This window comes from Aeromonas ichthyocola, assembly GCF_046087985.1.
Classification (GTDB): Bacteria; Pseudomonadota; Gammaproteobacteria; order Enterobacterales; family Aeromonadaceae; genus Aeromonas; species Aeromonas rivipollensis.
Genome location: NZ_JBJSWH010000006.1, coordinates 354,501 through 377,772, shown reverse-complemented (window position 1 = coordinate 377,772; position 23,272 = coordinate 354,501). Strand labels below are relative to the sequence as shown.

General features: G+C 58.0%; 17 protein-coding genes, 2 pseudogenes and 1 riboswitch. Of the genes and pseudogenes, 10 read left to right on the top strand and 9 right to left on the bottom strand.

The features are described 5' to 3' along the window. Positions 1-280: 280 nt before the first annotated feature. On the top strand, positions 281-772 hold the full coding sequence (locus tag ACF2JD_RS18960; RefSeq protein WP_440987962.1) for an RNA recognition motif domain-containing protein: 492 nt from the start codon (positions 281-283) through the stop codon (positions 770-772). Positions 773-779: 7 nt separating this feature from the next. Here ACF2JD_RS18960 and murI read toward each other — a convergent pair. Together murI and ACF2JD_RS18950 are read right to left on the bottom strand one after the other, a co-directional pair. Further along, a pseudogene (gene murI / locus ACF2JD_RS18955) lies at positions 780-1,580 on the bottom strand (glutamate racemase). A 164-nt stretch (positions 1,581-1,744) separates the two neighbouring features. Then, positions 1,745-3,518 (bottom strand): annotated as a pseudogene (locus tag ACF2JD_RS18950) (TonB-dependent receptor domain-containing protein). Positions 3,519-3,570: 52 nt separating this feature from the next. Then, positions 3,571-3,748, bottom strand: a riboswitch (cobalamin riboswitch). Positions 3,749-3,958: 210 nt separating this feature from the next. Between ACF2JD_RS18950 and purE the strand changes: the two are divergent. Next, positions 3,959-4,468 carry a 5-(carboxyamino)imidazole ribonucleotide mutase gene (gene purE / locus ACF2JD_RS18945; protein WP_025325239.1) on the top strand — a complete coding sequence of 170 codons (510 nt, stop codon included), beginning with the start codon at positions 3,959-3,961 and terminating at the stop codon, positions 4,466-4,468. Beyond that, entirely contained in the window at positions 4,465-5,589 is a 1,125-nt protein-coding gene (locus tag ACF2JD_RS18940; protein WP_262113923.1) for a 5-(carboxyamino)imidazole ribonucleotide synthase, read from the top strand. The genes purE and ACF2JD_RS18940 overlap by 4 nt, the downstream gene beginning before the upstream one ends. A gap of 69 nt (positions 5,590-5,658) precedes the next feature. Here ACF2JD_RS18940 and ACF2JD_RS18935 read toward each other — a convergent pair whose 3' ends face one another. From ACF2JD_RS18935 to ACF2JD_RS18925, 3 genes are all read right to left on the bottom strand, one after another. Beyond that, complete coding sequence (locus tag ACF2JD_RS18935; protein WP_247627613.1) at positions 5,659-6,855, bottom strand: L-lactate MFS transporter; 1,197 nt, start codon at positions 6,853-6,855, stop codon at positions 5,659-5,661. 109 nt (positions 6,856-6,964) lie between these two features. Then, positions 6,965-7,693, bottom strand: a complete 729-nt coding sequence (locus ACF2JD_RS18930) for a LytTR family transcriptional regulator DNA-binding domain-containing protein (protein WP_440987961.1) — start codon at positions 7,691-7,693, stop codon at positions 6,965-6,967. Between the two features lie 129 nt (positions 7,694-7,822). Then, positions 7,823-9,496 (bottom strand): sensor histidine kinase, encoded by a 1,674-nt coding sequence (locus ACF2JD_RS18925; RefSeq protein ID WP_234570694.1) that lies wholly within the window; start codon positions 9,494-9,496, stop codon positions 7,823-7,825. Between the two features lie 178 nt (positions 9,497-9,674). Here ACF2JD_RS18925 and ACF2JD_RS18920 point away from each other — a divergent pair, with 178 nt between their 5' ends. Further along, a complete protein-coding gene (locus tag ACF2JD_RS18920) occupies positions 9,675-10,127 on the top strand; it encodes a hypothetical protein (RefSeq protein ID WP_440987960.1) in 453 nt (150 codons plus the stop codon). Between the two features lie 372 nt (positions 10,128-10,499). Here the strand turns inward: ACF2JD_RS18920 and ACF2JD_RS18915 are convergent, their stop codons facing one another. The 3 genes from ACF2JD_RS18915 to ACF2JD_RS18905 are packed head-to-tail and all read right to left on the bottom strand — an operon-like array spanning position 10,500 to position 14,369. Next, entirely contained in the window at positions 10,500-10,988 is a 489-nt protein-coding gene (locus tag ACF2JD_RS18915) for a response regulator (RefSeq protein WP_440987959.1), read from the bottom strand. Further along, entirely contained in the window at positions 10,948-13,740 is a 2,793-nt protein-coding gene (locus ACF2JD_RS18910) for an ATP-binding protein (RefSeq protein WP_440987958.1), read from the bottom strand. The genes ACF2JD_RS18915 and ACF2JD_RS18910 overlap by 41 nt, the downstream gene beginning before the upstream one ends. Positions 13,741-13,745: 5 nt before the next feature. Continuing rightward, on the bottom strand, positions 13,746-14,369 hold the full coding sequence (locus ACF2JD_RS18905) for a response regulator transcription factor (RefSeq protein WP_025325232.1): 624 nt from the start codon (positions 14,367-14,369) through the stop codon (positions 13,746-13,748). 591 nt (positions 14,370-14,960) lie between these two features. On the opposite strand from ACF2JD_RS18905, the gene ecpA reads away from it, so the two are divergent. The 5 genes from ecpA (at position 14,961) to ACF2JD_RS18880 (ending at position 21,084) form a co-directional block, all read left to right on the top strand. Continuing rightward, the gene (gene ecpA, locus ACF2JD_RS18900; RefSeq protein ID WP_290030502.1) at positions 14,961-15,533 is read left to right on the top strand and encodes a common pilus major fimbrillin subunit EcpA; all 573 of its coding nucleotides are present in this window, start codon (positions 14,961-14,963) and stop codon (positions 15,531-15,533) included. Positions 15,534-15,592: 59 nt separating this feature from the next. Further along, complete coding sequence (locus ACF2JD_RS18895) at positions 15,593-16,252, top strand: EcpB family pilus assembly chaperone (RefSeq protein WP_440987957.1); 660 nt, start codon at positions 15,593-15,595, stop codon at positions 16,250-16,252. Between the two features lie 79 nt (positions 16,253-16,331). Further along, complete coding sequence (locus ACF2JD_RS18890) at positions 16,332-18,776, top strand: CS1-pili formation C-terminal domain-containing protein (protein ID WP_440987956.1); 2,445 nt, start codon at positions 16,332-16,334, stop codon at positions 18,774-18,776. A gap of 2 nt (positions 18,777-18,778) precedes the next feature. Further along, entirely contained in the window at positions 18,779-20,395 is a 1,617-nt protein-coding gene (locus tag ACF2JD_RS18885; protein WP_440987955.1) for a hypothetical protein, read from the top strand. A 14-nt stretch (positions 20,396-20,409) separates the two neighbouring features. Further along, positions 20,410-21,084 carry a fimbria/pilus periplasmic chaperone gene (locus ACF2JD_RS18880; RefSeq protein ID WP_290030506.1) on the top strand — a complete coding sequence of 225 codons (675 nt, stop codon included), beginning with the start codon at positions 20,410-20,412 and terminating at the stop codon, positions 21,082-21,084. Positions 21,085-21,126: 42 nt separating this feature from the next. Here the strand turns inward: ACF2JD_RS18880 and leuE are convergent, their stop codons facing one another. Beyond that, the gene (gene leuE, locus ACF2JD_RS18875; RefSeq protein WP_106885341.1) at positions 21,127-21,765 is read right to left on the bottom strand and encodes a leucine efflux protein LeuE; all 639 of its coding nucleotides are present in this window, start codon (positions 21,763-21,765) and stop codon (positions 21,127-21,129) included. Between the two features lie 222 nt (positions 21,766-21,987). Between leuE and ACF2JD_RS18870 the strand changes: the two genes are divergently transcribed. Next, positions 21,988-23,208: an MFS transporter gene (locus ACF2JD_RS18870; protein ID WP_171275155.1), complete on the top strand. Its 1,221-nt coding sequence runs from the start codon at positions 21,988-21,990 to the stop codon at positions 23,206-23,208. Positions 23,209-23,272 lie beyond the last annotated feature (64 nt).

Here is a 23,272-nt window from a genome sequence, read left to right as displayed (position 1 = left end):
TGCGATGACAAGACTTTTTTGAGGATAATCACGAAAATTTCAAATTATTCAATTAGAAACAGCTTATTCAGTGTATATATACAATGTTATCCACAATCCGGTTATTTCACTCCCATTTTAGCGTCATTTATGTCGCCTTCCTTGACCTTGGGAATGCCATACTGAAGCGGATAATGTGTCCCAAGTGGTCCATGGTAGCGTCCTGTCGTAAAGCTGGTTACCATGGAGGTGAATAGAGTGTTGCACCTTTTTTGCTTTCATTTACAAAAGGTCTTTAAAGATGAATTTATCCAAGTTTCCCGTTTATGTGCAGGCGGCCGTTCTCGCTCTGGTGTTGGCGCTGGTCGGTTATCTGGTTGCCCAGGCCCTGCAGTTTTCCCTGAAAGCCGAAGTCATTTTTGCCGTAGGTCTGGCCATTGGCGGTTTCGTGGTACCGCTGTTCCTTAACCGGGCTCCTGCCGCTGTGGCCGAGCAGAACGCCAGCCAAGAAACATGCACCTTATATGTAGGCAACCTGCCCTACCGTGCCAACGAGATTGCCGTTCGCGAGCTCTTTGCCGAGCAGGGTCTGGTGATTTCCGTCCGTCTGATGAAAGACAAGGCCACTGGCAAGCGCAGGGGCTTCGGATTTGTTGAGATGCCGGTCGCCGATGCGGCCAAGGCCATAGCCGCGCTCAATGACAAGGAGTATCAGCAGCGCACCCTCAAGGTACGTGAAGCCAACGACAAACGTGATAAAGAGGAAAGAGAAGGTAGCGAAGCTGACGCCTAACCGCTCGTCAGTACTTCACCTCTTCCAGTGATGACAGCCCCCATGCTTGCAAGGGGGCTGTCAGTTTGAGCCTCCCCATCCAGCCGGGTACAGTAAGCTCTGGCAATAACCTCTTCTATATGTACAGGCTGCACGACGGTATGCCCGCCATTGTTCAGCAACCAGGCCACCCGTTTGGCAACAGCACAGCCCGAGTCAACCAGCTGGCATTCCGGCATCAGTTGCCGGATTTCATCCCCCAGCAGCGGGAAATGGGTGCAGCCCAGCACCAGGGTATCCGGCCTCTCCTCCCCTTCCATCCAGTCAGCCAGTACCTCTCGCAGCAGCCCCATGTTGACCGGCTGTCCCGCCAGCTTGCGCTCGGCCTCGATCACCAGCTCGGTCGCTCCCTTGAGCAGCACCCGCTTGCCCGGCGCGAACTGGGCGATGAGCTCGTGGGTATATTCGCGGCTGACGGTGCCCGGGGTTGCCAGCAAACCGATGCAATCATTGCGGGTCAGGGCGGCGGCAGGCTTGATGGCGGGCACCACCCCCACCACAGGAATGCTCAGGGTAGCTCGCAGGGATGGCAGGGCTATGGTGCTGGCGGTGTTGCAGGCGATCACCACCAGATCGATGGCGTGTTCGGCCACCATGGTGGTCACCAGCGGGAACAGGCTGCGATGAGAGCGGGCTCGCTCAATTCACCATAGGGGAAGTTGGCGTTGTCGAAGCAGTAGAAATAGTTGTGTGCCGGCAGGGTGCGACGGATCTCGCGGTAGATGGTCAGGCCACCCATACCGGAGTCAAACACGAGAATATTGGCCACTTGAGCTCCCCTTTGGTGCAAGGCGGCGATCATACTCCCGCCTGCCGCCAATAGAAAAGGCCCTGCCAATGGCAGGGCCTCGGTTTTTCAAGGATGAACCGAATAAAGCATCAGAAGCGGTAGTCGGCAGTCACTTTGAACTCGGTGCCCGGTGATGCATAGCCTTAGGCGACTTCGTAATTGCGATCAAACAAATTATCGATGCGACCGCCCAATGTCAGCTGCAGGCGTAACTGCGTAGGTCGCACCCAGATTGACCAGGGTGTAAGAGCTCAGCACCACCATTGCCAACATCAAGTCTTTCACCCGCTTGCCCACGTAGAGCAGTTCGGTCGACAGGTCATTTGGCCTGTCGTAAAACTGGTCAGCCAGGCACCTTCTGCTTGGCGCGGCGCAGCAGCGGCTGATCGCCGTCATTTTTGTCCTTCGGTCGCGTGTGTAGTCATAGCTGAAGTCATGATGTAGCGGAGCCAGGTATCCAGCCCCAGCGCCAACTCGATGCCTTCAATATCGGCATCCGTGTTGTCCTTGGCTGCAGGTGATATAACCTTTTTGGCACTGAATCAGGTTTTGGATTTGGTTGCGATAGAGGTTCACTGACCAATCCCAGGCGGTGTAACGGCCGGAGAAGTCCAGCTCCAGGTTCTTGCTCTCTTCCGGCTTCAGATCCGGGTTCTCATAACCGGGATAGTAGAGATCGAGGAAGGTCGGCGCCTTGAAGCCGGTGCCGTAGCTCAGCCGCACATTGTGGTTGTCGTCTATGTCCAGCCCGCTGGCGGCGGACCAGGTGTTGTGACGACCATACTGCTCGTTGTCATCGGTGCGGCCGGACAGCTCCCACAGCAGGGCCTGCCAGCGATAGCTGCCCACCGCAAACAGGCCGGTATTGTCGCGATCCGGGGCATTGAAGGCCTGGCCATAGCTGCGCGAATCTGACTTCATCTGCTCCTGCTGCCAGTCGGCGCCACCGGTCAGGTTGAGCCCCTCGATGCCGCTCCAGCTGTTGATCCAGGAGAAGCGGGTCAAGCCGGTGTGGATCGGCTGGGCGCTGGATTCCCCCTGGCTCTCCAGCCAGCTCTTCAGCTTGTTCTCGCCATAGCTGGCTTCCAGCCGGCTGGTCAGGGTCTCGCTCTGGAACTTGAGACCACCGTCGTACTGGAAGGCCTTCACCCGGCTCTGGTCGGCCGACTGATAGGCATCGTCCATCTCGGTCTGGTTGTCATAACCCTGGGCGTTGAAATCGGCACTCCAGGCGTCGTTGAAGGCATGGTTCATCCCGACCTGGCCATTGAGGCTGTCGAAGCCGTCCCGATCCGGCTGCTGGGCACCAGCCACCACGTCGAACCCATCGGTGCGCTCATAGCCCACCAGCAGGTTCATGTCGGTCTGCTGGCCCAGAGCCTGCACGGTGCGCAGTTGGCCCTGACCATAACCATGGCTGCCTGCGCCCCCCTTCAGGTGGGTCTCGCTGCCACTCTTGGCGGAGGTCTTGGTGATGAGGTTGATGACGCCACCTATGGCATCCGAACCGTAGACGGCGGCCCGCGGCCCGCGGATGTACTCGACGCGCTCTATGTTGCCGAGGGGGATCTGGCTGAGATCGGGCGTGCCAGCCACCATGGCGGCGATGGGACGGCCATTCATCAGCACCAGGGAGTGGTTGGAGTTGGTGCCGCGGATGAAGAGGCTGCTCATATGGCCCCGGCCACCCAGGGTGGTGATCTGTACCCCGGGCAGGGTCTTGAGCAGATCCGTCAGGCTCGATACCTGGCGGGATTCAATCTCGGCGCGATCGATCACCACCACGGGAGCCAGCACAGCACTGACGGGTTGTTCCACCCGGTTGGCGGTGACTACCATGGTGTCATTGGCAGGAAGGGAAGACTGGGCAAAGGCCGCCGTTGGCAACAGGGCAGCCGCCAATAATTTCTTGGACATGAGAGATCCTTAAGTTCGCGTAAGCATCTACTTCGTGGCCGGTTTCTCTCGGCCCGAAATACGAACTTTGGCAGGTCTTCGGGCTTGGGGGCTGATGGCCTACGGCGACGGCTTCCCACCTGACGGCAGTGCCCTGATGTCGCTTCGTTCCCCCTTACCGCTGCGCGCCAGCTCCGGATTCTCACCGGATTCCCTTTTAAGCATGATGCGCCAAAGCGGGGGGATTATAGGCAGAGCCAGATTGGATGTATAGCCATCTAGATTTCTATCATCGTTTTTTCCCACAAGAGGGTGTCGAGTGGCACAGATGCTACCCTGCACCTCTGTCATGGCCGCCGTTGAGCGCAATCCGAAGGGGTCAGACGCAAGAAATGTTGAGCCAGGTCCCACGGCTTTTTGGTAACATGCGGCAAACGTTTGACACCCCCGAGGAAGCCGTAATGACGACCCCCCCAATGATCGGCCTGGTAATGGGCTCTGACTCCGACTGGCCCGTGATGCAAGCGGCAGCCCGCATCCTCAAGGAGCACGGCGTGCCCTATGAAGCGCGCGTCGTCTCCGCCCATCGCACCCCGGATCTGCTGTTCGAATATGCCGCCAGTGCCCGCGAACGCGGCCTGCGCGCCATCATCGCCGGGGCCGGCGGAGCCGCCCACCTGCCGGGCATGCTGGCCGCCAAGACCACAGTGCCTGTGCTGGGTGTGCCCATCCCGACCCGTCAGCTCAAGGGGATGGACTCTCTGCTCTCCATAGTGCAGATGCCCAAGGGGGTGCCGGTCGCCACCTTCGCCATCGGTGAGGCGGGTGCCGCCAACGCCGGTCTGTTTGCCGTCTCCCTGCTGTCGGTTGCCCAGGATGGCGACGCCCCTCGCTATCATCAGCAGCTCGACAGCTTCCGCGCCAACGAGCGCGATCGGGTGCTGGCCCTGCAACTGGAGGACCCGGCATGATACTGCCCCCCGCTACCCTCGGCATGCTAGGTGGCGGCCAGCTCGGCCGCTATTTCGTGATGTCGGCCCATCGCCTCGGTTATCAGGTGATAGTGCTGGATCCGGATCCCGCCAGCATCGCTGGCGCCGCGGCCGACGCCCAGATAGTGGCAGCCTATGACGACGCCGAGGCGCTGCGCGATCTGGCCAGCCGCTGTGATGCCGTCACCTGCGAGTTCGAGAACGTGCCGGCCGCCTCCCTGGCCCTGCTGGAGCAGCACCTGCCGGTACGCCCTGCGGCCAGCGCAGTGCGTGTCTGCCAGGATCGCCGGGAAGAGAAAGCCTTCCTGACCCGCGCCAGCGTGCCGGTCGCCACGAACCTGACCCTGCTGCCGGGCGAGCCGCTGCCGGCCCTGCCCAGCGACCTCTTCCCCGCCATTCTCAAGACAGCCCGCGAAGGCTACGACGGCAAGGGACAGTGGACCATACTCGAAGCCGCCGAGCTGCCAGCAGCCCTGGCCGCCAGCGGTGTGCCCTGCGTGCTGGAGAAGCGCCTGCCGCTGGAGGGGGAGTTTGCCCTCACCCTGGCCCGCAGCCCGAGCGGTGCCATCAGCGCCCTGCCTCTGGTGCAGAACTGGCACAGTGGCGGCATCCTGGATCAGACCCGCTCCCCGGCCAATGTCCCAGCCCTGGAGGCGGAAGCCCAGCGCATCGCCGAGCACATCATCGCCGCCCTCGACTACGTGGGCGTGCTGACGGTGGAGTTCTTCCTGGTGGGCGGCGCGCTGCTGGTCAACGAGATGGCGCCCCGCCCCCACAACTCGGGCCATCCCAGCATCGACAACGCCGGTTGCAGCCAGTTCGAGCTGCAGGTCCGTGCCCTGTGCGATCTGCCGCTGCCGGCGCAGGCTGACGTTCAGCCCGCCATACTGCTCAACCTGCTCGGGGATCTCTGGCAGGGCGGCACCCCTGACTGGGCCGGCGCCCTGGCCCTGCCCGGCGTGCACCTGCACCTCTACGGCAAGGGCGACGCCCGCCCCGGCCGCAAGATGGGCCATGTGACCGTCACCGGCACCGACTGGTCTGCGGTCGAGGCCACCGCGCACCAGTTGCGCGCCCTGCTGGGCCTGCCGCCGCGCTAAGCGTCGCTGGTACCAACGAAAAGACCCGGGCCAATGCCCGGGTCTTTTTTTACCGCAATGGGGACCAGGTCAGCCCCGATCCGCCGCCACCGCAACCGGGGCCGGCAGCCGTATGGTGAGGGAGAGCACCAGGGCCACCACCAGCAACACCAGAATGAGGTTGAAGGTCGCCATAAAGCCGCCGAACAGGGACGCGACTATGGAGCCTATGATGCTGCCCAGACCAAAGCCCAGATAGATGACGCCGTAGTTCTTGGTCAGGTTGTTGAGGCCGAAGAAGTCGCTCACCAGGGAGGGGTAGACGGTAATGGTGCCGCCGAAGCTGAAGGCCACGCAGGCTACCGCCACGAAGAAGAGGTTGGCATTGAGCGGCACAAAGAGCAGCAACGCCATGCCTGCCAGGGTGATCAGCTGGGCTATGGTGATGACCCGAATGCGGGACATCTTGTCGGAGAGAATGCCCAGCACCAGACGGCCACCCAGGTTGGCCATGGCGATGATGGCGACGGCGTTGGCAGCGACTACCGCTGGCAGGCCCACCATCTTCTCGCCTATGTCCTTGGCCACGCCGATGACATAGAGGCCGCTCATGCAGGCGGTGAGGAACATCAGCGCCAGCATCCAGTACTGCGGCTTGCGCATGGCCTCGGCCAGGGTGAAGTCGCGGCTCTCGGTCTGCTGCACGGAAGCGGCCTGCTGAGGCGCATCCTTCATCAGCATGCCACCCACCAGCACCATGGACATGGCGATCAGCCCCCACAGCTGGAAGGTCGCCTCCAGCCCGTTGTTGGAGAGCAGCAGCAGGTTGATGTACTTGAAGCCCAGACTACCCAGACCATAGGCGCCGATGGAGCAGGCGGAGATGAGCCCCTTGCGCTCCGGGAACCACTTCACGCAGTTGGAGAGGGTCATCAGGTAGCCGGTCCCGTCGGCGAAGCCCACCAGTATGCCGGCGCAGAGGTAGAGCATGGCCAGGTTGCTGGCGTGGGCGGTGAGGAAGAAGCCGATGCCGAGCAGCACGCCGGCCCCCAGGGTGACGTTGCGCACCCCGAACCGCTCCTGCAGCTTGCCCGCCAGGGAGGAGGCCACCGCCAGGGAGAGGCTGAGCAGGCCGAAGGCGAAGGCCACCTGGCTCACCGGCTCGTCCAGCTTGTCGGAGAGCTGGGCGTTGAACAGGCTCCAGGTGTAAACGGAGCCCAGCGCAAACTGGGTGATGATGGTACCGATCAGGGTCAGATACCGGGTGCGATTCATCTCTTTAGTCATGATGCGTCTCGGGGAATGGCCATAAGGAAATTGAGGCCACTATAGGCAAGACGCGGCTCGCGCCGGCAGATTAAGGCATGAAATGCAGATCGGCAGGCATGAATGACAATCAGAGGCGCATCAGCTGACGGAACGCCTTGATGTTGCTGCGGCTGACCGGCACCTCGAACGGCAGATCATGGAGCCGGATGAGATAGGTGCTGTTGAACCAGGGCACTATCTCGCGGATCTTGTTGATGTTGACGCAGTAGGAGCGGTGGCAGCGGAAGAAGCCCTCCGCCGGCAGGCGGCTGACAAACTCGCTGAGGGCCATGGTCATCACGTAACGATCGGTGCGGGTGTAGACATAGGTGAGCTTCTCGTCCGCTTCCGCGTAGTAAATCTGCTCGCAGGGGGTGACTATGATGCGCTCCCCCTTCACCAGGTTGATGGTGCGATTCTGCGGGCTGCTCACCTCCCCCTGCCCCGGTTGCGACTTGCCCGCATGTTCGAGCTTTTGCAGCAGATTGATGATGCGCGGCTCGTTGTAGGGCTTGAGGATATAGTCGAACGCCTCCAGCTCGAACGCCTCCACCGCGAACTCCTTGTAGGCGGTGACGAAGACGATGTGGGGCGGATGGCTCGACTTGTGCAGGTTCTTGGCCAGCAGCAGACCATCGATGGAGGGGATCTGGATATCCAGAAACACCACATCCACCTCGTGATCCTGCAGGTATTTGAACGCCTCCAGCCCATCCTCGAAGCTCGCCACTATCTCTATCTGGCTGTGCTGGTTCACCAGATAGATCAGCTCCTCCCGGGCCAGGTACTCGTCTTCCACTATGATGGCTTTCAACATGGCATCGCCCCCTGAGGGAACGCAGGAGAGGCCAGCGCCTCCCGCGTCAAACATTCATCTTCGACAATAATGGCTTTCAGCATGACAACGCCTCTCCAGTCAGCGACTCGTCTTCAACAGTGATGGCTCTCAACATGGCATCGCCTCCTGATCCGGCAGATAGAAACAGACTTCGGTACCCGGCTCCAGCCGCTTGAGGTGCAGGCCGTCGCCATAGAGCAGCTTGACCCGCTGATGCACGTTCATCAGGCCTATGCTGCGGCTCTCCACCCGGCCGGCGGCCACCCCGTCGATCACCGCCTGGCTGATGCCGTAGCCAGTGTCGCGCACCGCCACCCGGATGCCGCCCGCCAGCTGCTTCACCTCTATGGTGACCCGGCCCGGGGCACTGCGGGGCTGGATGCCGTGCAGGATGGCGTTTTCCACCAGGGGCTGCAACAGCAGGCAGGGCACCTGGATGTGGACGTCGTCCACCTCGAATACCACCTCCAGCTTGTCACCGAAGCGAGCCTGCTCGATAGCCACGTAGTCGCGCACCTGCTGCAACTCCTCCTGGATGTCGATGAGCTCGTCCCCCTTGTTGAGGTTGTAGCGCAGGTAGTCCGCCAGGTTGGCGATGAGCTGGCGCGCCTGCTGGGGGCGGATGCGGATGAGCGACGAAATGGCATTGAGGGCATTGAACAGGAAGTGCGGGTTGATCTTGCTCTGCAGCGCGGTGAACTCCGCCTTGCGGGTCATCTCCTTGAGCTGCTCGATGCGCGACACCTCCATCTGGGTGGAGATGAGCTGGGAGAGGCCCACCGCCATCTCTCGCAGGGAGCTGGTGATGCTGTGGGTGCGGCGGTAGTAGATCTTGAGGGTGCCGCTGACGGCGCCATTTTCCCGCAGCGGGATGATGATGACAGAGTGAAAATCGGAGAGGTGATACTGGCGAAGATCGTTGTTGATGATGATCTGGTCCAGCAGCACGGCTCTCTGGGTCATGTCGCTGATGGCGTGGTGCTCGTCCAGCTCGTAGTAATCCTTGCCCACCCCCACATAGGCCAGCACGTCCCGGGTGTCGGTAATGGCCACCGCATCGGCGTCGATCTCGCGCCGGATCACGGCACACACCTGACCGAGGGAGTGGCGATCTATGTTCTGGAAGAAGGGCAGCGTCTGGTTCGCTATGTCCAGCGCCAGCTTGGCCTGCTTGGCGGCAATCAGCTCCTTCTCGTCATCCAGATCCTGCACCAGCTTGATGATGAGACCGATGCAGAGCGTCCCGGCGATCATCGGATAGGCGATGTGGCTGACGATCTCCACACCCACGGCATGGGGCTCGGTCAGCAGCCAGATCAGCAGCATGGTCAGCCCCTCGCAGGCCATGCCCGCCAGTATGCCGTAGAGCCAGAGCCGCGACTTGCGGCATCTCAGGTGCAGCCAGGTCGCCAGCAGACCGGCGATGATGCTGGCGATGAGGCAAGGGATGGAGGTGTGACCATCCATGTCGATGAGATAGCGGTGCAGCCCCGAGATGACCCCGGCCGGAATGCCGACCCAGGGGCCGAACAGAATGCCACCGGAGATGATGGCGATGATCCGCACGTTGATCAGCGCCCCCTCCACCGGAATGCCGGTGTAGGTGCTGAACACCGCAAACAGGCCGAAGATGGCAGCCACCAGCAGCAGCTCGGCCGGGGTGTGATCCCGCTTCTGGAACAGTCGCTGGAAGGGTCTGGTACGGGTCAGGAGGAAGAGCGTCATCAGCATCAGCGCCGCCCGTTCAAACACCGCCAACAACATCATCTGATTTTCGAGCAAAGCAGGGATTCCATATCTATGGCATGAAGGGAGGACAAGGCGCGGGATCATACCCCGTATCCCGTCTGTCAGCTCATTCCGAATAGTGGGGTACAGATTAAGCTTCGCCGCGGGCTGGATGCCGATAGATGAGTGACCCCCGGCAGCGGGGTAACCTCGATATCCAGGAGATAATCATATGTCTCAGAAAGGATCATGGTGGCACTACTGGCTGGTTGCTGCGCGATGGCGGCTCAGGCCGACACACAAACCAATCAGCTCACCTGGCCTGCCACCGCCAGCAAGAGTACCGGGATGGAAATTTCGCTCACCCACCCGGGGCAGCAACCGGTCAATTCAGTTTCCACATCACAGCAGCCCGGTCCAGACCGAGGCCATCAACCTCAGCAATCCGGACTTCAACACCACCTACCAATTGCAGGCTCGCACCCTGTATGCCAGTTTGCCCGAGCAAGCTGGCACCGACTTCAAGCTGGCTCTCAACGGCCAGCCACTGCCACAACACCATGCCCTGCCTCTGACCCAGGCCACCCGCTACTTCCTCAGCTATCTGGCTCCGGCCGCCAAACCGACCAGACCGGTGAAGCGGCCTATGAACTGCTGGTCTACTGGCACGGTTGACCATCCATGAAGGCATGCCCGGCATGCCTTCATTTTCATTCCGGTTCTGGACTGCATTTGCATGATGGCCAGTCTGACGATCCCGTAGGCATGCTGCAGACGCGCCAGCGCTATCGGCAGCGTCCGCTCATCGAGAACCCAGGACTTCTGATCTCGCTGCACACGGCAACCAGTTTCAGTGTCTCCCATGATCCTGGCGCCTCCTTTCAGACGGTGCACCCTATCCAGAAAACGGCAGCCCACCCTCTGCGGCTTGCATGCAGGCCCAGGAGGTCATCGTCACTGGCACGGACAAACTCGGCCAGCAAGGGAGACATCAAGCGCAGGCTGATTGCCGGTCAATGGTCCCAGACATTGCCTTATCTCCTGCATGCAGCGCTCATCAGCCTGCTGCTTCCTCATGCTGCATGCTGGCGCACAGGCAGCGCTCCAGCTCTTCCAGCCCGACCGGCTTGAACAGGCAGTCGTCCATGCCGGCGGTCAGCCCCTCGCTCACCTGCTCCTGGCGGGCATCCGCCGTCAACCCCAGGATGAGGCAACGATGCGTACCCCGGCTCAGCTCCAGAGCACGATACTGGCGGGTCAGTTCAAAGCCGCTCATGCCAGGCATGTTGAAGTCGGTGATCATCACGTCAAAGGGTGTGTTGGCAAACAGTGCCAGCGCCTCGCCCCCCGACTCGGCGGCGGTGGCATCATGCCCCAGGTATGCCAGTTGCTGGGTGACCAGCAGCCGGTTGGCGGGATGGTCATCGTCCACCATCATGACCCGCAGTCGCCGGTGATGCCCTGTCATCGTGCCCAATGCCACGGGAGGAGCAGGCACCACCGCATCAGCCAGGGGCAATTTCATCTCGACGCAGATGAGTACCATGCCCGGGCTCGCTCTCGAGCAGCAAGGACCCCCCCATCGATTCGCAGAGGGTACGGGAAATCATCAGCCCCAGACCGGTTCCCGATTGCTGGATATGCTCCGGCTGGCTGGCTTGACGGAAGGGCTGGAACAGTCGCGCCTGCTCTACCGGATCAATCCCTATTCCGGTATCCCTGATGACCAGTTGCAAGGTACACCAGCCATCGCTGGCTTGTGACGCCAGGGTCACTTTTACCGATCCCTGCTCGGTGTACTTGATGGCGTTGCTGATCAGATTGGAGAGTATTTGCTTGTAACAGAGTCCGTCTATCTGCACCCAGTGTGCTTGTCCTGTAATGAGCTCCAGTCGCAGATTCTTCTCCCGGGCCAGGGCGTTGAATACGGTCACGACAGACGCCGTAAGAGCCGCTATGTCATGAGGCTCCGGTGCCAGTTCAAGCCGACCAGACTCAATCTTGGAAATATCCAGAATGTCGCCGATCAGGCTCAGCAGGTCTTTTGCTGACCCATGAGCAATGGTGAGTGAGGATTGATCTTCTTCATGCAGGCGGCCCCGCTTGAGAGCCAGCTCCAGCAAGCCGATGATGGCATTCATGGGGGTGCGTATTTCATGACTCATGGTCGCCAGAAAGGTCGTTTTGGCACGATTGGCCTCCTGAGCCTCCTGGCTGGCCACCGCCAGTTCATCCAGCAAACGCACGCGCTCGCTCACATCGATCCAGCCGCCAATCCCCCCCTGTACATTGCCATCCAGGTCGTAATAAGGCTGAACCCAGTGATACACATCCACCACGCCTGTCGCCATGACCAGCCGATGATCTCCCTCCTGCGCAAGTCGCGCCTCACGGGAGAAAGTCAGGTCTGCAATCAGGGGGGCAAGAAAGGGCCAACGCTTGCGATCTTCATCCAGACTTGCACCCAGCAATCTGGCTTTGGGTTCACCAAAGAAACTCGCATAGCTGCTGTTGCAGAGGAGCAGGCGTCCATCCTGGTCCCTCGCATAAATTGGATGAGGTGTCCCATCCACCAGATCGGCGATGAACTTGAGCTGGGTGCTCAGTGCCCCCTCCACCAACCGCCGCTCACGAACCTGCTTGCGCAGAGACAGACCCCACAGGCTGACCCAGATGGTCAGCAACAGGATCAGTGCGATGAAGACCCCGAACTCCCGTAGCAGTTCCTGCCAGGAGATAGCCTCCTGCTGAGCACTCACTCGCCAACGGTTGGACAGCCCTTCCAGCTCATCCGGCGGTATGATGGCAATCACCTTGTCCAGAATATCCCGCAGCATCTGATGGTCGGGGGAGACCGCAAAGGCGGCACTGATCGGAATTGAATCGAACAATTCCCCCGTGATGAAGAGGCTGTCGGGAAATTTGCTGTTTATGTAGTACTTGGCCACCCGAAGCGGCAAGACAGTCACATCACACACCTCATTAGCAACACAGCGCAGCGCATCTTCAATCTTGTCGAACTGACGTGTTGTCAGCTTGCCATATTCAGCCTCTATGGCCTGAGTCGAGATAAAACCCTGGACCACGGCCACTGTGCCGGACTTTAGCAAGGCCTCCGAAGATGTCTCCCTATGCCGCAACCCCACCACATATGACAAAGGATCGAGGACAAAGGCCCTGCTGAACAGATAGCGGTTCCTGCGCTCCGCTGACGGGCTCAGCACACCCGCATCCACCTGGCCGCCATCCAGCAACTGGGTCATCTGCTCGGGCGTCTTGACCGGAACCACCTCGATCTCCACCCCCAGCTTCGCCCGAATGACCTGCAGCAGATCGGCGACCACCCCATGCATGGTGCCAGTGACATCGAGAAAGCTGAGAGGTGGCACGCCGCTATTGACCGCAATCTGGATTTTCTCCCGCTTGCCCAGCCACTCCCACTGCTCGCTGGTCAAGTCGACCCTGCTGGCACCAATGGACAAGCCTCCCCCATTCCAGCGTTTGGCCACTTCCGCCCGCTTGCCCTCGAGGATTTCTCCCAGTGCTATATCTATTATTCTCTTGAGCCGCCGCTCCTTGGGGTTGAGGGCAAAGGCAAAACCATCGGTATCAATATAAAGTGGCTTCAATAATTGAACGCTGTTCTGGTAAAACTTGTTGACAATAAAATTCCCGGAGATCATGTCAACCATGACGGCATCCACTTGGCCATATGCCACCGCAGAGAGTGCGCTATAACGGGAGGGATATATTTTTACTTTGTAGTCTGACAAATACCGCATGATGTCCATGAATGGCAGATAATACTCAGGCACGGCAATCGTCTTTATTTCCCGCTCTTTTACTCGAATGTTTTTATAGATGGCAGGGTCATCCGCAATATATTTATCCGTTAACAAAAGTTGTTGCTCTTGCTCATAAGAATTTGAGGCACTCAGCAAGTCGATCTCCCCTCGCTTGAGTGCCTCTATGGCCGCCGCTCGGGAGGGATATCCTTTCACCATGATGTCGATGTGCAGCAAATGGGTCAGCATACCAACGATATCGGCCGTCACCCCCTCATAAGCATTGGCGCGCAGGGTGATGTCCATGGGAGGATTGTCGGGTCTTGGCACCCCCATGATCAGCCGCTCGCGCTCCTGCAGCCAGCGCCACTCTTCCCCATGCAATGGCAGGGGGCTGGCATCCAGATATTCCCCGCCATCTCGCGAATAGACCTGGAGCAGTGGCTCTTCCTGCGCATTGGCCGCGCACGGCCACGCGCAAAGCAGAACGAGGAAGAGCAGCAGGGATTTCATCGCTATCAAAGCAGCTTCTGCCGTCTGGCCAGACTTATCAGGTCGATGATGTTGGTTATATTGAGCTTTTTCATCAACCGGGTCTTGTAAGTGCTGACTGTCTTTTCACTAAGCAACATGCTTTCTGCAATCTGCTTGTTAGTCTGGCCCTGACATATTTGGAGCAGCACGCTCAACTCGCGGGAAGAGAGAGTTGACAGCAGATCCTCCCCATCGACCGTATGGGCATGTCTGGCGCCGGCAATCACCTCTCGAGGAAAGTAGAGCTGTTTCTTTTCTATTTTTACAATTGCATCCTTCAATAAATACAGATCCTCCAGCTTGGACAAAAAACCATCGGCACCGGCTTGCAGGCAGCGCACCATGACATGGTGGGTAGATTGTGCTGACAACACCAAAATCTTGACCCCCATATCCAGTTGCTTGAGTCTTTTAATCACCTCGATACCGTCCAGCTGAGGGATTCCAATATCAAGAATGACGATATCCGGTCGATTATTTTTGGTCATGGCGATCGCATCAACACCATTATCGACCTCGGCTAAAATAAGATGTCCATCCTGCTTCAGAAGCATGTTTACAGCCATTCTTATTGCAGGATGATCATCTACTATCACTACCTTCGCCATATACATGCCTTCTTTTTCGTTCTTTCCGAAGAGTATATTAACTACAAATCAAACAGCTACACCATACAGCCTCTTGTTGTTCACAATATGTTACAAACATATAAGTCAGCGTATTTAGAAGCGAATATTCATTATAGCCTCCCTATTTTTTATTTATTTATCAATCGATTACATTTAGCGCAACCCATACGAATCTCTCCCATTGCCAGATTACGCCCCCTCTCTTCACTCTCCTCTGTCATTTCTCATCCCCCCTGAAAAAATCATAGAAAAAAATGAAAAAAAGATACAAATCAAATACATGACAACATTTCCCGCTCAGAGAAAGAAGCAAGAACCACAATATTCTGAAGTTTGCAGCCCATCACTCTTTGGGATTTTTCCTACACAGCATTCGATCGATCCAGGCAGGTCTGATCGCTATCTTAGTCGGCGAAGAAATGAGCTGGGCAACGGAACCATATGTTCCAGTGTTCGGCAGCAACCCTTGGTCAAATTGGCCGATGGGACGGCAGAGGAAAGCACCAGTGGTGCAATGAATCAAACAGGTGGCCATGTCCACCTATCGGGAAACGTGTAGGAAATACCAAGATGAAAAAGACTCTTATTGCACTGACAGTTGCAGGCCTGGGCTTTGCCGCCGCCACTCAGGCAGCCGTTGAAGCGTCCGCAGTAGCAACCTGGCAGGCCACCGCCAAGAAGGACACCACCTCAGAGCTGGTTGTTACCCCGCTCTCCAGCCTCTCCTTCCAATATGCCGAAGGGATCAAGGGGTTCAATACCGTCAACGGCCTGTTTGATGTCGCCATCAAGGGGGATGCCAGCGCGACCGACTTCACCCTGAAGGCGAAGAAGCTGAACGGCACTCTGAATCATCTGGGCGGCGACTCCACCGTCGATGTGGGCGTGCTGTGGGGCGGCGCACCGGTCAGCACCACCGCCTACACCACACTGATCGATACGGCGGCCGGCATCACGGGTGGCAACCTCTCCCCCATCGCCAATGGGTTCAAGGACGACTCTCAGCGCACCACGGCACAGGGCTCTTTCACCTTCAACATCGAGAGCGCAACCGCCGGTGGCAGCACCACCACCTTTGATGCCCTGCCAGACGGTCTGTGGAGTGGTGAAGTCAACGTCGAATTCGTTGCTAACTGGGTCTGACCCATCCACCGCACACCATTCAGGGCCCCGCGGGGCCCTTTTCAATCCCAGGAAATATCATGAACCTGAAAGTACTAGTGCCATGGCTGCTCCTCATGCCTGGTCTCAGCCAGGCAATCAATGTCGGCGCCGTGACCACCTTCATCGATGCGGGTAGCCAGGAAGTAGCCAAGCAAATCGAAAATGACAGCGATCAAGCCCGACTGGTCACTGTCACAGTAACGCGCATCTCCTCTCCGGAAGAGGGCGGACAGGAGATGCCGATGGAGGTCGACGGTGAACTGATGCTGTCACCCAGCCGACTGATGTTGCCCGCCAACGCCAAGAACAACGTGAGGTTCTTTTACAAGGGCCCGCAGGATGGCAAGGAGCGTTACTACCGCATCCGCTGGCTGGACACGGCACTCTCCGTAGACGATCAGCGCAACGAACGCAGACAGGCTGTGGCCACCACCTCAGCCCAGATAGGCACCATTCTGGTGGTCACACCGCGCCAGCAGCAATTTGCCTACGACCTGAAGGGCGACACCCTGACCAACAAGGGTAATGCCTCTTACCGCACAGTTGCGTATGGACCCTGCCTGAAAAGCCAGGAGTTGTGCAAGGAAACCTACTACGACCTGCCGGGCAAGCAACGCAAATTCAAGCAGGTCAACATAAGTGACAAAAAGAGCCATTTAGGCCTCTGGTTGGGTCAGGAATTCGTCGTCGTCAAATAACCTTTGTGCTGGTACTGCCTTCACCATCCCGTCGGGTGGCGGTGCCCCATTGCCGAAATCTGGAGCCATGGTGCCTGATATGTTGAAAAAAGCCTGCCTGTTGCCACTCTTATGGCTGATTGCGATGTCAGTCTCTGCCAGCACCTCTCCCCTCAGGATCGCCAACGTCATCATTCCTGCCAGCTTTGCCAGCGCACTGGAAGATGGGCTCGCGGTGCCAGTACGCCTGCAATACACGGATGAGGGCAATCGGATCGACACCCAGACCGATGACTCTATCGGCAATGCAACCCTGATGCTTCAGGATGGCAAACTGCATTTACTGCACATTGATTTCAGCGCCGGACAGCAGCAAGGTGTGCTGAACGACACCCTCACCACCATGCTCTCCAGCAAGAAAAGACGTACTTTTTCCGCTGATGGCAGTTTGCAGATCGACGGCAACGCCAGCATGCAGCTGGACCTGGTCGCCATGCTGCTGACGATCCGGGTTTCACGGGAAGCATTTGGCCAGGCCAAGCAGCCAGACAACCGTGTGGCATTGACTCCAACCGTCGATTCCTTGACTGGCGTGCATCGCTACAACCTGGGCTACTCCTTCATCAACAACCAGCAAAGCGGTCACAGCGACTCCAACTTCCTGCAACTGGACAGCACTGTCGGGCTGGGGGCCCATCATGTGGCCATGGACGCCTCCCTTTACAACCTGGGTCAACCGGAACAGAGCGGGGATATCTACCGTGCCATGTACGAGCGGGACCTTGATGATCGCCGGGTGGCGGCCGGTATGGTGTCCACCTGGGACTTGCAGACGCTGGGAGTGGTGACAGGCCTGACCACGGGTCGTATTTACGGGGCATCGTATGGTAACCAGGCGCAATCTCGGAAACAGGCAACCAACGAGTCAACCACGCCGGTGCAAGTCTTCATGCCTGCCAATGGCGAAGCCAGGGTATATCGCGATGAACGCCTGATTGGCCTGCAGAACCTGCCCATCGGCAACCAGCACCTCGATACCTCTTCGTTCCCCAACGGGGTCTACAACGTCACGGTAGAAGTCTATGTCGATGGGCGTTTGACCAGCACCACCACCCAGCGTGTGACCAAGTTGGGCGGCAACCAGGGTTTTACCCGGGAGTGGGGATGGCAATGGTGGGGAGGCATGATGGAAAGCTCCCAGAACAACGGCGATTCTCCCCTGCTGGGTCTGTCGCTCGCGCGTTCGCTGGGCACCCTTGAATTGGCCACTACAACTTATGCCTTCAAGGAGGCGGCTGTGGGCGAAGCACGAGCCAGCTGGCAGGCGACGGAGCACCTCGGCACCCAGCTGCAAGGCATGTTGGCCTCCGACCATTCGTGGCGACTTGCTTCCAGTCTCTCCCTGCAGGTCCATGACAATGCCTCCTTGTGGGTCAGCCAGGAAAAACTGGAGGCAGGGAGCGCCTTGACGGTGGGCGAGACCGAACTCTACTCCGCCGGCATCACGCTCAATCTGGGGGGCTGGATCAGCGGCCTTGGCCAGCTGACATTCAACACCACGCACGACCGCCAGATGAGCAGCGACCGCAGCTATGTGGACTACTACCAGCACCTCTATGCTGGCCGCTACGGCAACCTGTCGATGCGCGCCAGCCTGCAGAGTGACAGCGGCACTCTCAATGGCTTCAGCAACAAGAGCATCACGCTGGATTACTCGATTCCGTTCGACAACCTGTTCAGTTTCGGTATGAGCAGCAATGAGCAGGGCCAGACAACGGCCAACCTCGGCTACCAGAAGCGCATGGAGGGTGTCATCAATCTGGCGACGTTCAACGCTTCGCGCATGGTGCACGGCAGCGATGAACACAATATGGCGCTCTCCGGCACCCTGGGTTTTGAGCACAGAGCCATAGGCGGCTCAATGACGCTCGGCCGTGGCCATGGTGGGGACATGAATGGCAACCTCATTGCACGTGGCGCCCTGATCACCACGGAGAATGATGTTATTGCATCGGGCAGGAGCACCTCAGGTGCCGGTTTAATCATCAATACCGGGATCAACCGTGAAGGGCAGATGATCGCCAAGGTGAATGGGCAAGACTATCCCCTGCAAGGGGAACAGGCATTCCTCGCGCTCTCTCCCTATCAGGAATACGAAGTTGAGCTGCTAAACAGCAAGACGGGCAAAGACAGCTACGACATCAATACCGGCAAGCAGCGCTACACCCTCTTTCCCGGCAACGTCGCCACTCTGGATGCAGGCAGTGCGATCAAGGAGATGGTCACTGTCTTCGGCATACTCAGGGCAGAGGATGGGTCACTGCTGGCCAACGCCCGCATTGACAACCATATCGGCACTACTGTCACCAACGAAACCGGCGAGTTTTCTCTGGATGTGGATAAAGCCAATCCCATGCTGACCTTCCGCCAGGGAAATGATTTCTGTGAAGCCGAGCTGGATCTTGAAAAACACACGGGCGCAGTCTGGGTCGGGATCGTGACCTGCCAGGGGCTGCCCACCTACGCCATGGTTAGGGAGTATTGATCATGAACATCACTTACAGATTGCTATTGGTCATTGTACTTGGCGCTGGCTGGGCACAGTACAGCAGTGCCGCTGTCACAAAATATAATTTGGCCGATGCAGACCTGCGTCATTTATTGTTTATTGAGAATCAGGAAGACCATAATTTATTTATTACACCAACCGATTACCTGGACCCTCGTCTATCAGGCGGAAATTCATGGACGTCTGATTCAAGACAGGTCAGTCTGGCATATGCTGACAATGCGCATAACTACACTGTCACAAACTATAATATCGACATGTGGGAAAATGGCCCGATCCGTCATCCCTATATTAATCAGCGTTGCATCAAAAGCTGGGCAGGATGTGATCCTCAAACAGCTGAAGCGGTCAACAAGCCAGCAGTAGTAAATGAAACTGGTTTTTTTGGATTAATGAAGGCTGCGACTGGATATGCTCATACAAAATTAAGCTCCAGCTTCTTTGATTACCTTCGTACCATGCCGGTAGGTACTATCCTTAATAGGGAGATGAATCTCTGCATGACGACCAGAATATATGATGCTACCGCAGGAGAACGCTGCATCGATCAAAGCAGTGGTACTTGGTACGTTAAGAAGGTTCGACATAAAAAGTCCGGTCATCTACGTTTTATACAAACCAATGCCATCAGTGAAATTATTGTTGATAGCAATGGTGTTCCATATGTACTGCCAGGCTCTCAAGGCTGTGAAAACTATCGGCTTGGCACGCGTGATGGCGTTCTCTGTCGCTTTCTTGACTACGATTTCAATCAGGATGGTAGCCAATCATTTTCCGATCCCTATGTATACACCAATATCAAAAATACAGCTCTTAATAGTGCTATTGCTGGTGCCGATGTACAGATGAGTACAAATCTCATCAATTGGGCATACAAAGGGGCTGACTACAATGTCAGCTATCTTAAAGGCCAGTCGTCCATTTATCTCTTTCTCTCCAGTAATTTCTTCAAACAAGTGGTTAGACTTGGCCTTCAAGATCAATTGACGAGAAGCATGATTAACTTCAATATGCGAAATATCAAAGCACCGGAAAGTGGATTCTATGAATTCAGTGGCACAACTGAAATAGTTATAAAGCCACGGGACTTTAGCGTTTCCATTTTATCTTCGGAAGGCGTCAGCAACCCTTACAGGGAGGGTCAGGTCGGAAAAGATATTCTGAGCTTCTCATACAATATCTCTGATAGCGGCCCTATCAGTGCCGACATGCTGGAAATTTCCATTTCACAGGATAGAGGTTCGCCTTATCAGGGATATTGCACTTTCTATCCTGCTGGCTCGTCAGCACCCGAACAAGCCGTACCTTTACCCACCAGACTGGTATTCGATTCGGTGGCTCATGGTGCGGCTTCACGGCACGCCATTCGCTGCGATCGGACTCCGGTAGATATACGTACATTGGGTATACAGGACAACCAACCACCGCAGGAGTGGAACGATCCCGTCAACGGCCAGGGCATCACCCGGTTCTACAAGCTGGCGCTGGAGTTCGACCTGACCGACCCCATGGTGCAAGGCACAGTTGGCAATGAGATGTGGGAAGGTGAAGTAGAGCAGAGCGGCACCATTACCATAAAGGGAACCTGGCGCTGACAACGGAGAACAGCATGCATCGTATTCTTTGGCCTTTGCTGGCTGGCGCCTTGGCCTCACAGGCCATGGCCATCGACATAGGTGCCATGACTATTGCCATGGCGCCGAAGGAAGACTTCATCACCCGCACCGTCACCAACAACAGTACCTCGCCCAAGGTGTACGAAGTGCAGATGGAGAAGATCAGTGACCCCACGGCCACAGGTCAGGTGGTTCCCACGATACCCGGTGAACTGCTGTTTGCCCCCAAGCGCTTCACGCTGCATGCCAAACGTGCACAGAACGTCAAGTTCTACTACAAGGGACCGGCGGATGCCTTGGAGCGTTACTATCGCATCACCTTCACCGAGTCACCGGCTGCCCAGATTGATGACGGTGGCCAGACACTGCGCCGTGGTGCAGTAGAGGTGAAGTTGGCACTGCAGTCCATCTTGGTCGTCCGCCCGCGTCAGGTGCACTTTGACTACAAGTTCGACCCGGCAAGGGGCAGCATCATCAATACCGGCAATACCTACTTTGAATTCATGGTGAAACAGGGTTGCCAACAAGCGGACAGCGAGGCTGACAGCAAGTACCTTCGGCCCGGTGAAACCTACCGCAACCCCAAGATCAGCCAGTCTGGCAATCAGAAGCTGATCGTCTATCAATCACGCTTTATCCCTGTCGGCAAGGATTGCTGGCCAGACTAGGCGTCCTGGACCGAGTGTCCTGCATGTTACTCCCCCGAGAGATCAGGATGAGAGCGTGGCCAGCCTGGCCGCGAAGCCCATGAAGAAGAGGCCGATCAGACCGTTGCCCAGCTTGGCGAGACGCACCTTGCGCGCAAAGAAGCGCGCCATCAGGGTGCCGCCGAAGATCAGCAGGGTGAGATAGACGAAGCTCATGGCCTCCAGCATGCCGGCCAGCACCAGGTAGGAGATCCAGGTGTGGGCATAGCTGAAGTCGATGAACTGCACGAAGAAGGAGACGTAGAAGAGGATCGCCTTGGGGTTGGTGAGGCTTAAGGTGAGGGCCTTGGAGAAATAGCGCTCCCCCAGCTCCACCGCGGATTCCTGCCCTTCGCCCTTGGCTATGAAGTTGGCATGGAGGATCTTCACCCCCAGATAGAGCAGGTAGATGGCACCGAGATAGCGTACCAGGGTGAACAGCAAGGGGGTGGTGCGAATGAGGGAGGCGATCCCCAGATAGGCGCAGAAGATGAGGATGGCATCGCCGACGAAGACGCCGAGGGCGGCGCGATAGCCAGGCCCTATGCCCCGCACGGCGGCGGTGCGCAGCACATAAATCGAGTTGGGGCCCGGCGCTATGATGATGAAGAAGAGCCCCACCAGATAGGTCCAGACGTTGATGACTCCCAGGCTTTCGAACATGTTCCCTCCATGGCGGGCTATGGGCCGGATAGCGGCGGCAGGCTTTCTATACTAATCCGCCACGCGCCAAGCACAAGATCTGACCTGCCATCCACACACCTTCAGCATGAACGGCTTGCACGCCGATCGAGAGCAACCCCGGCGTTCGCCCACTTTGGTTATGTCCAGACGCACCGGGATAAGGCATGGTAGAGGGAGTATGAAACCGCAGATACCTCACCCATGGACAAGACCTTGAGCACCGATACCTCTGTCACCGCGACGCCCTCGGCCGACCCTCTGAACACCACCACTTATCCGGTGATTGCCGCAATCAGCTTCTCGCACCTGTTGAACGACATGATGCAGTCGGTGCTGCTGGCCATCTATCCGTTGCTCAAGCTCGGCCTCGACCTGTCTTTCACCCAGATTGGGCTCATCACCCTCACCTACCAGTTCACGGGCTCGTTGTTGCAGCCGCTGATCGGCTTCTACACAGACCGCAGGCCCATGCCGTATTCGCTGCCCCTCGGCATGGGCTTTACCCTGATCGGCTTGCTCTCCCTGTCACAGGCGGGCAGCTTTGGCGCCGTGCTGCTGTCGGCCATGCTGATCGGCATGGGCTCGTCCGTCTTCCACCCGGAGTCTTCCCGGGTCGCCCGCATGGCGGCCGGCAGCCAGCCGGGCTTGGCCCAATCCCTGTTCCAGATCGGCGGCAACCTCGGCTCGGCCATAGGTCCGCTGCTCGCCGCGCTCATCATAGTGCCGCAGGGACAGGGCAGCGCGGCCTGGTTCTCGCTGTTCGCCCTGGTGGGCGTCATGGTGCTCTGCCTGGTCGGGCGCTGGTCGAGCCAGCACGGGGCCAACTTCCACAAGCGAATGAAGGCCCATGCCGGCAGCGGCCTGAGCCGCCGCCAGATCGGCTGGTCGCTGGCCATTCTGGGCCTGCTGATGTTCTCCAAGTTCTTCTACATGACCAGCCTGAGCAGCTATTACACCTTCTATCTGATGGACAAGTTCAGCCTGTCGCTGGATAGCGCCCAGTTCCATCTGTTTGCCTTCCTGTTCGCCGTCGCGGCGGGCACAGTGCTCGGTGGGCCTGTCGGTGACCGCATCGGCCGCAAGCGGGTGATCTGGATCTCCATCCTGGGCGTTGCCCCCTTCACCCTGCTGCTGCCCCACGTCGACCTGTTCTGGACCTCGGTGCTCTCGGTGATCATCGGCCTCGTCCTGGCGTCGGCCTTCTCCGCCATCCTGGTCTACGCCCAGGAGCTGGTGCCTGGCAAGGTCGGCACCATCTCCGGCCTCTTCTTCGGCTTCGCGTTCGGCATGGGGGGCATAGGCGCCGCCCTGCTGGGCCAGCTGGCCGATGCGACCAGCATAGAAACCGTGTACCAGCTCTGCGCCTACCTGCCGCTGATCGGCCTGCTGACCGCCTTCTTACCGACCATCAGAAAGGGTTAATAGATGCCCCGCACGGAAGACAGTCCATAAAAAACGCGGCCTGAGAGGCCGCGTCTGAAGTTGA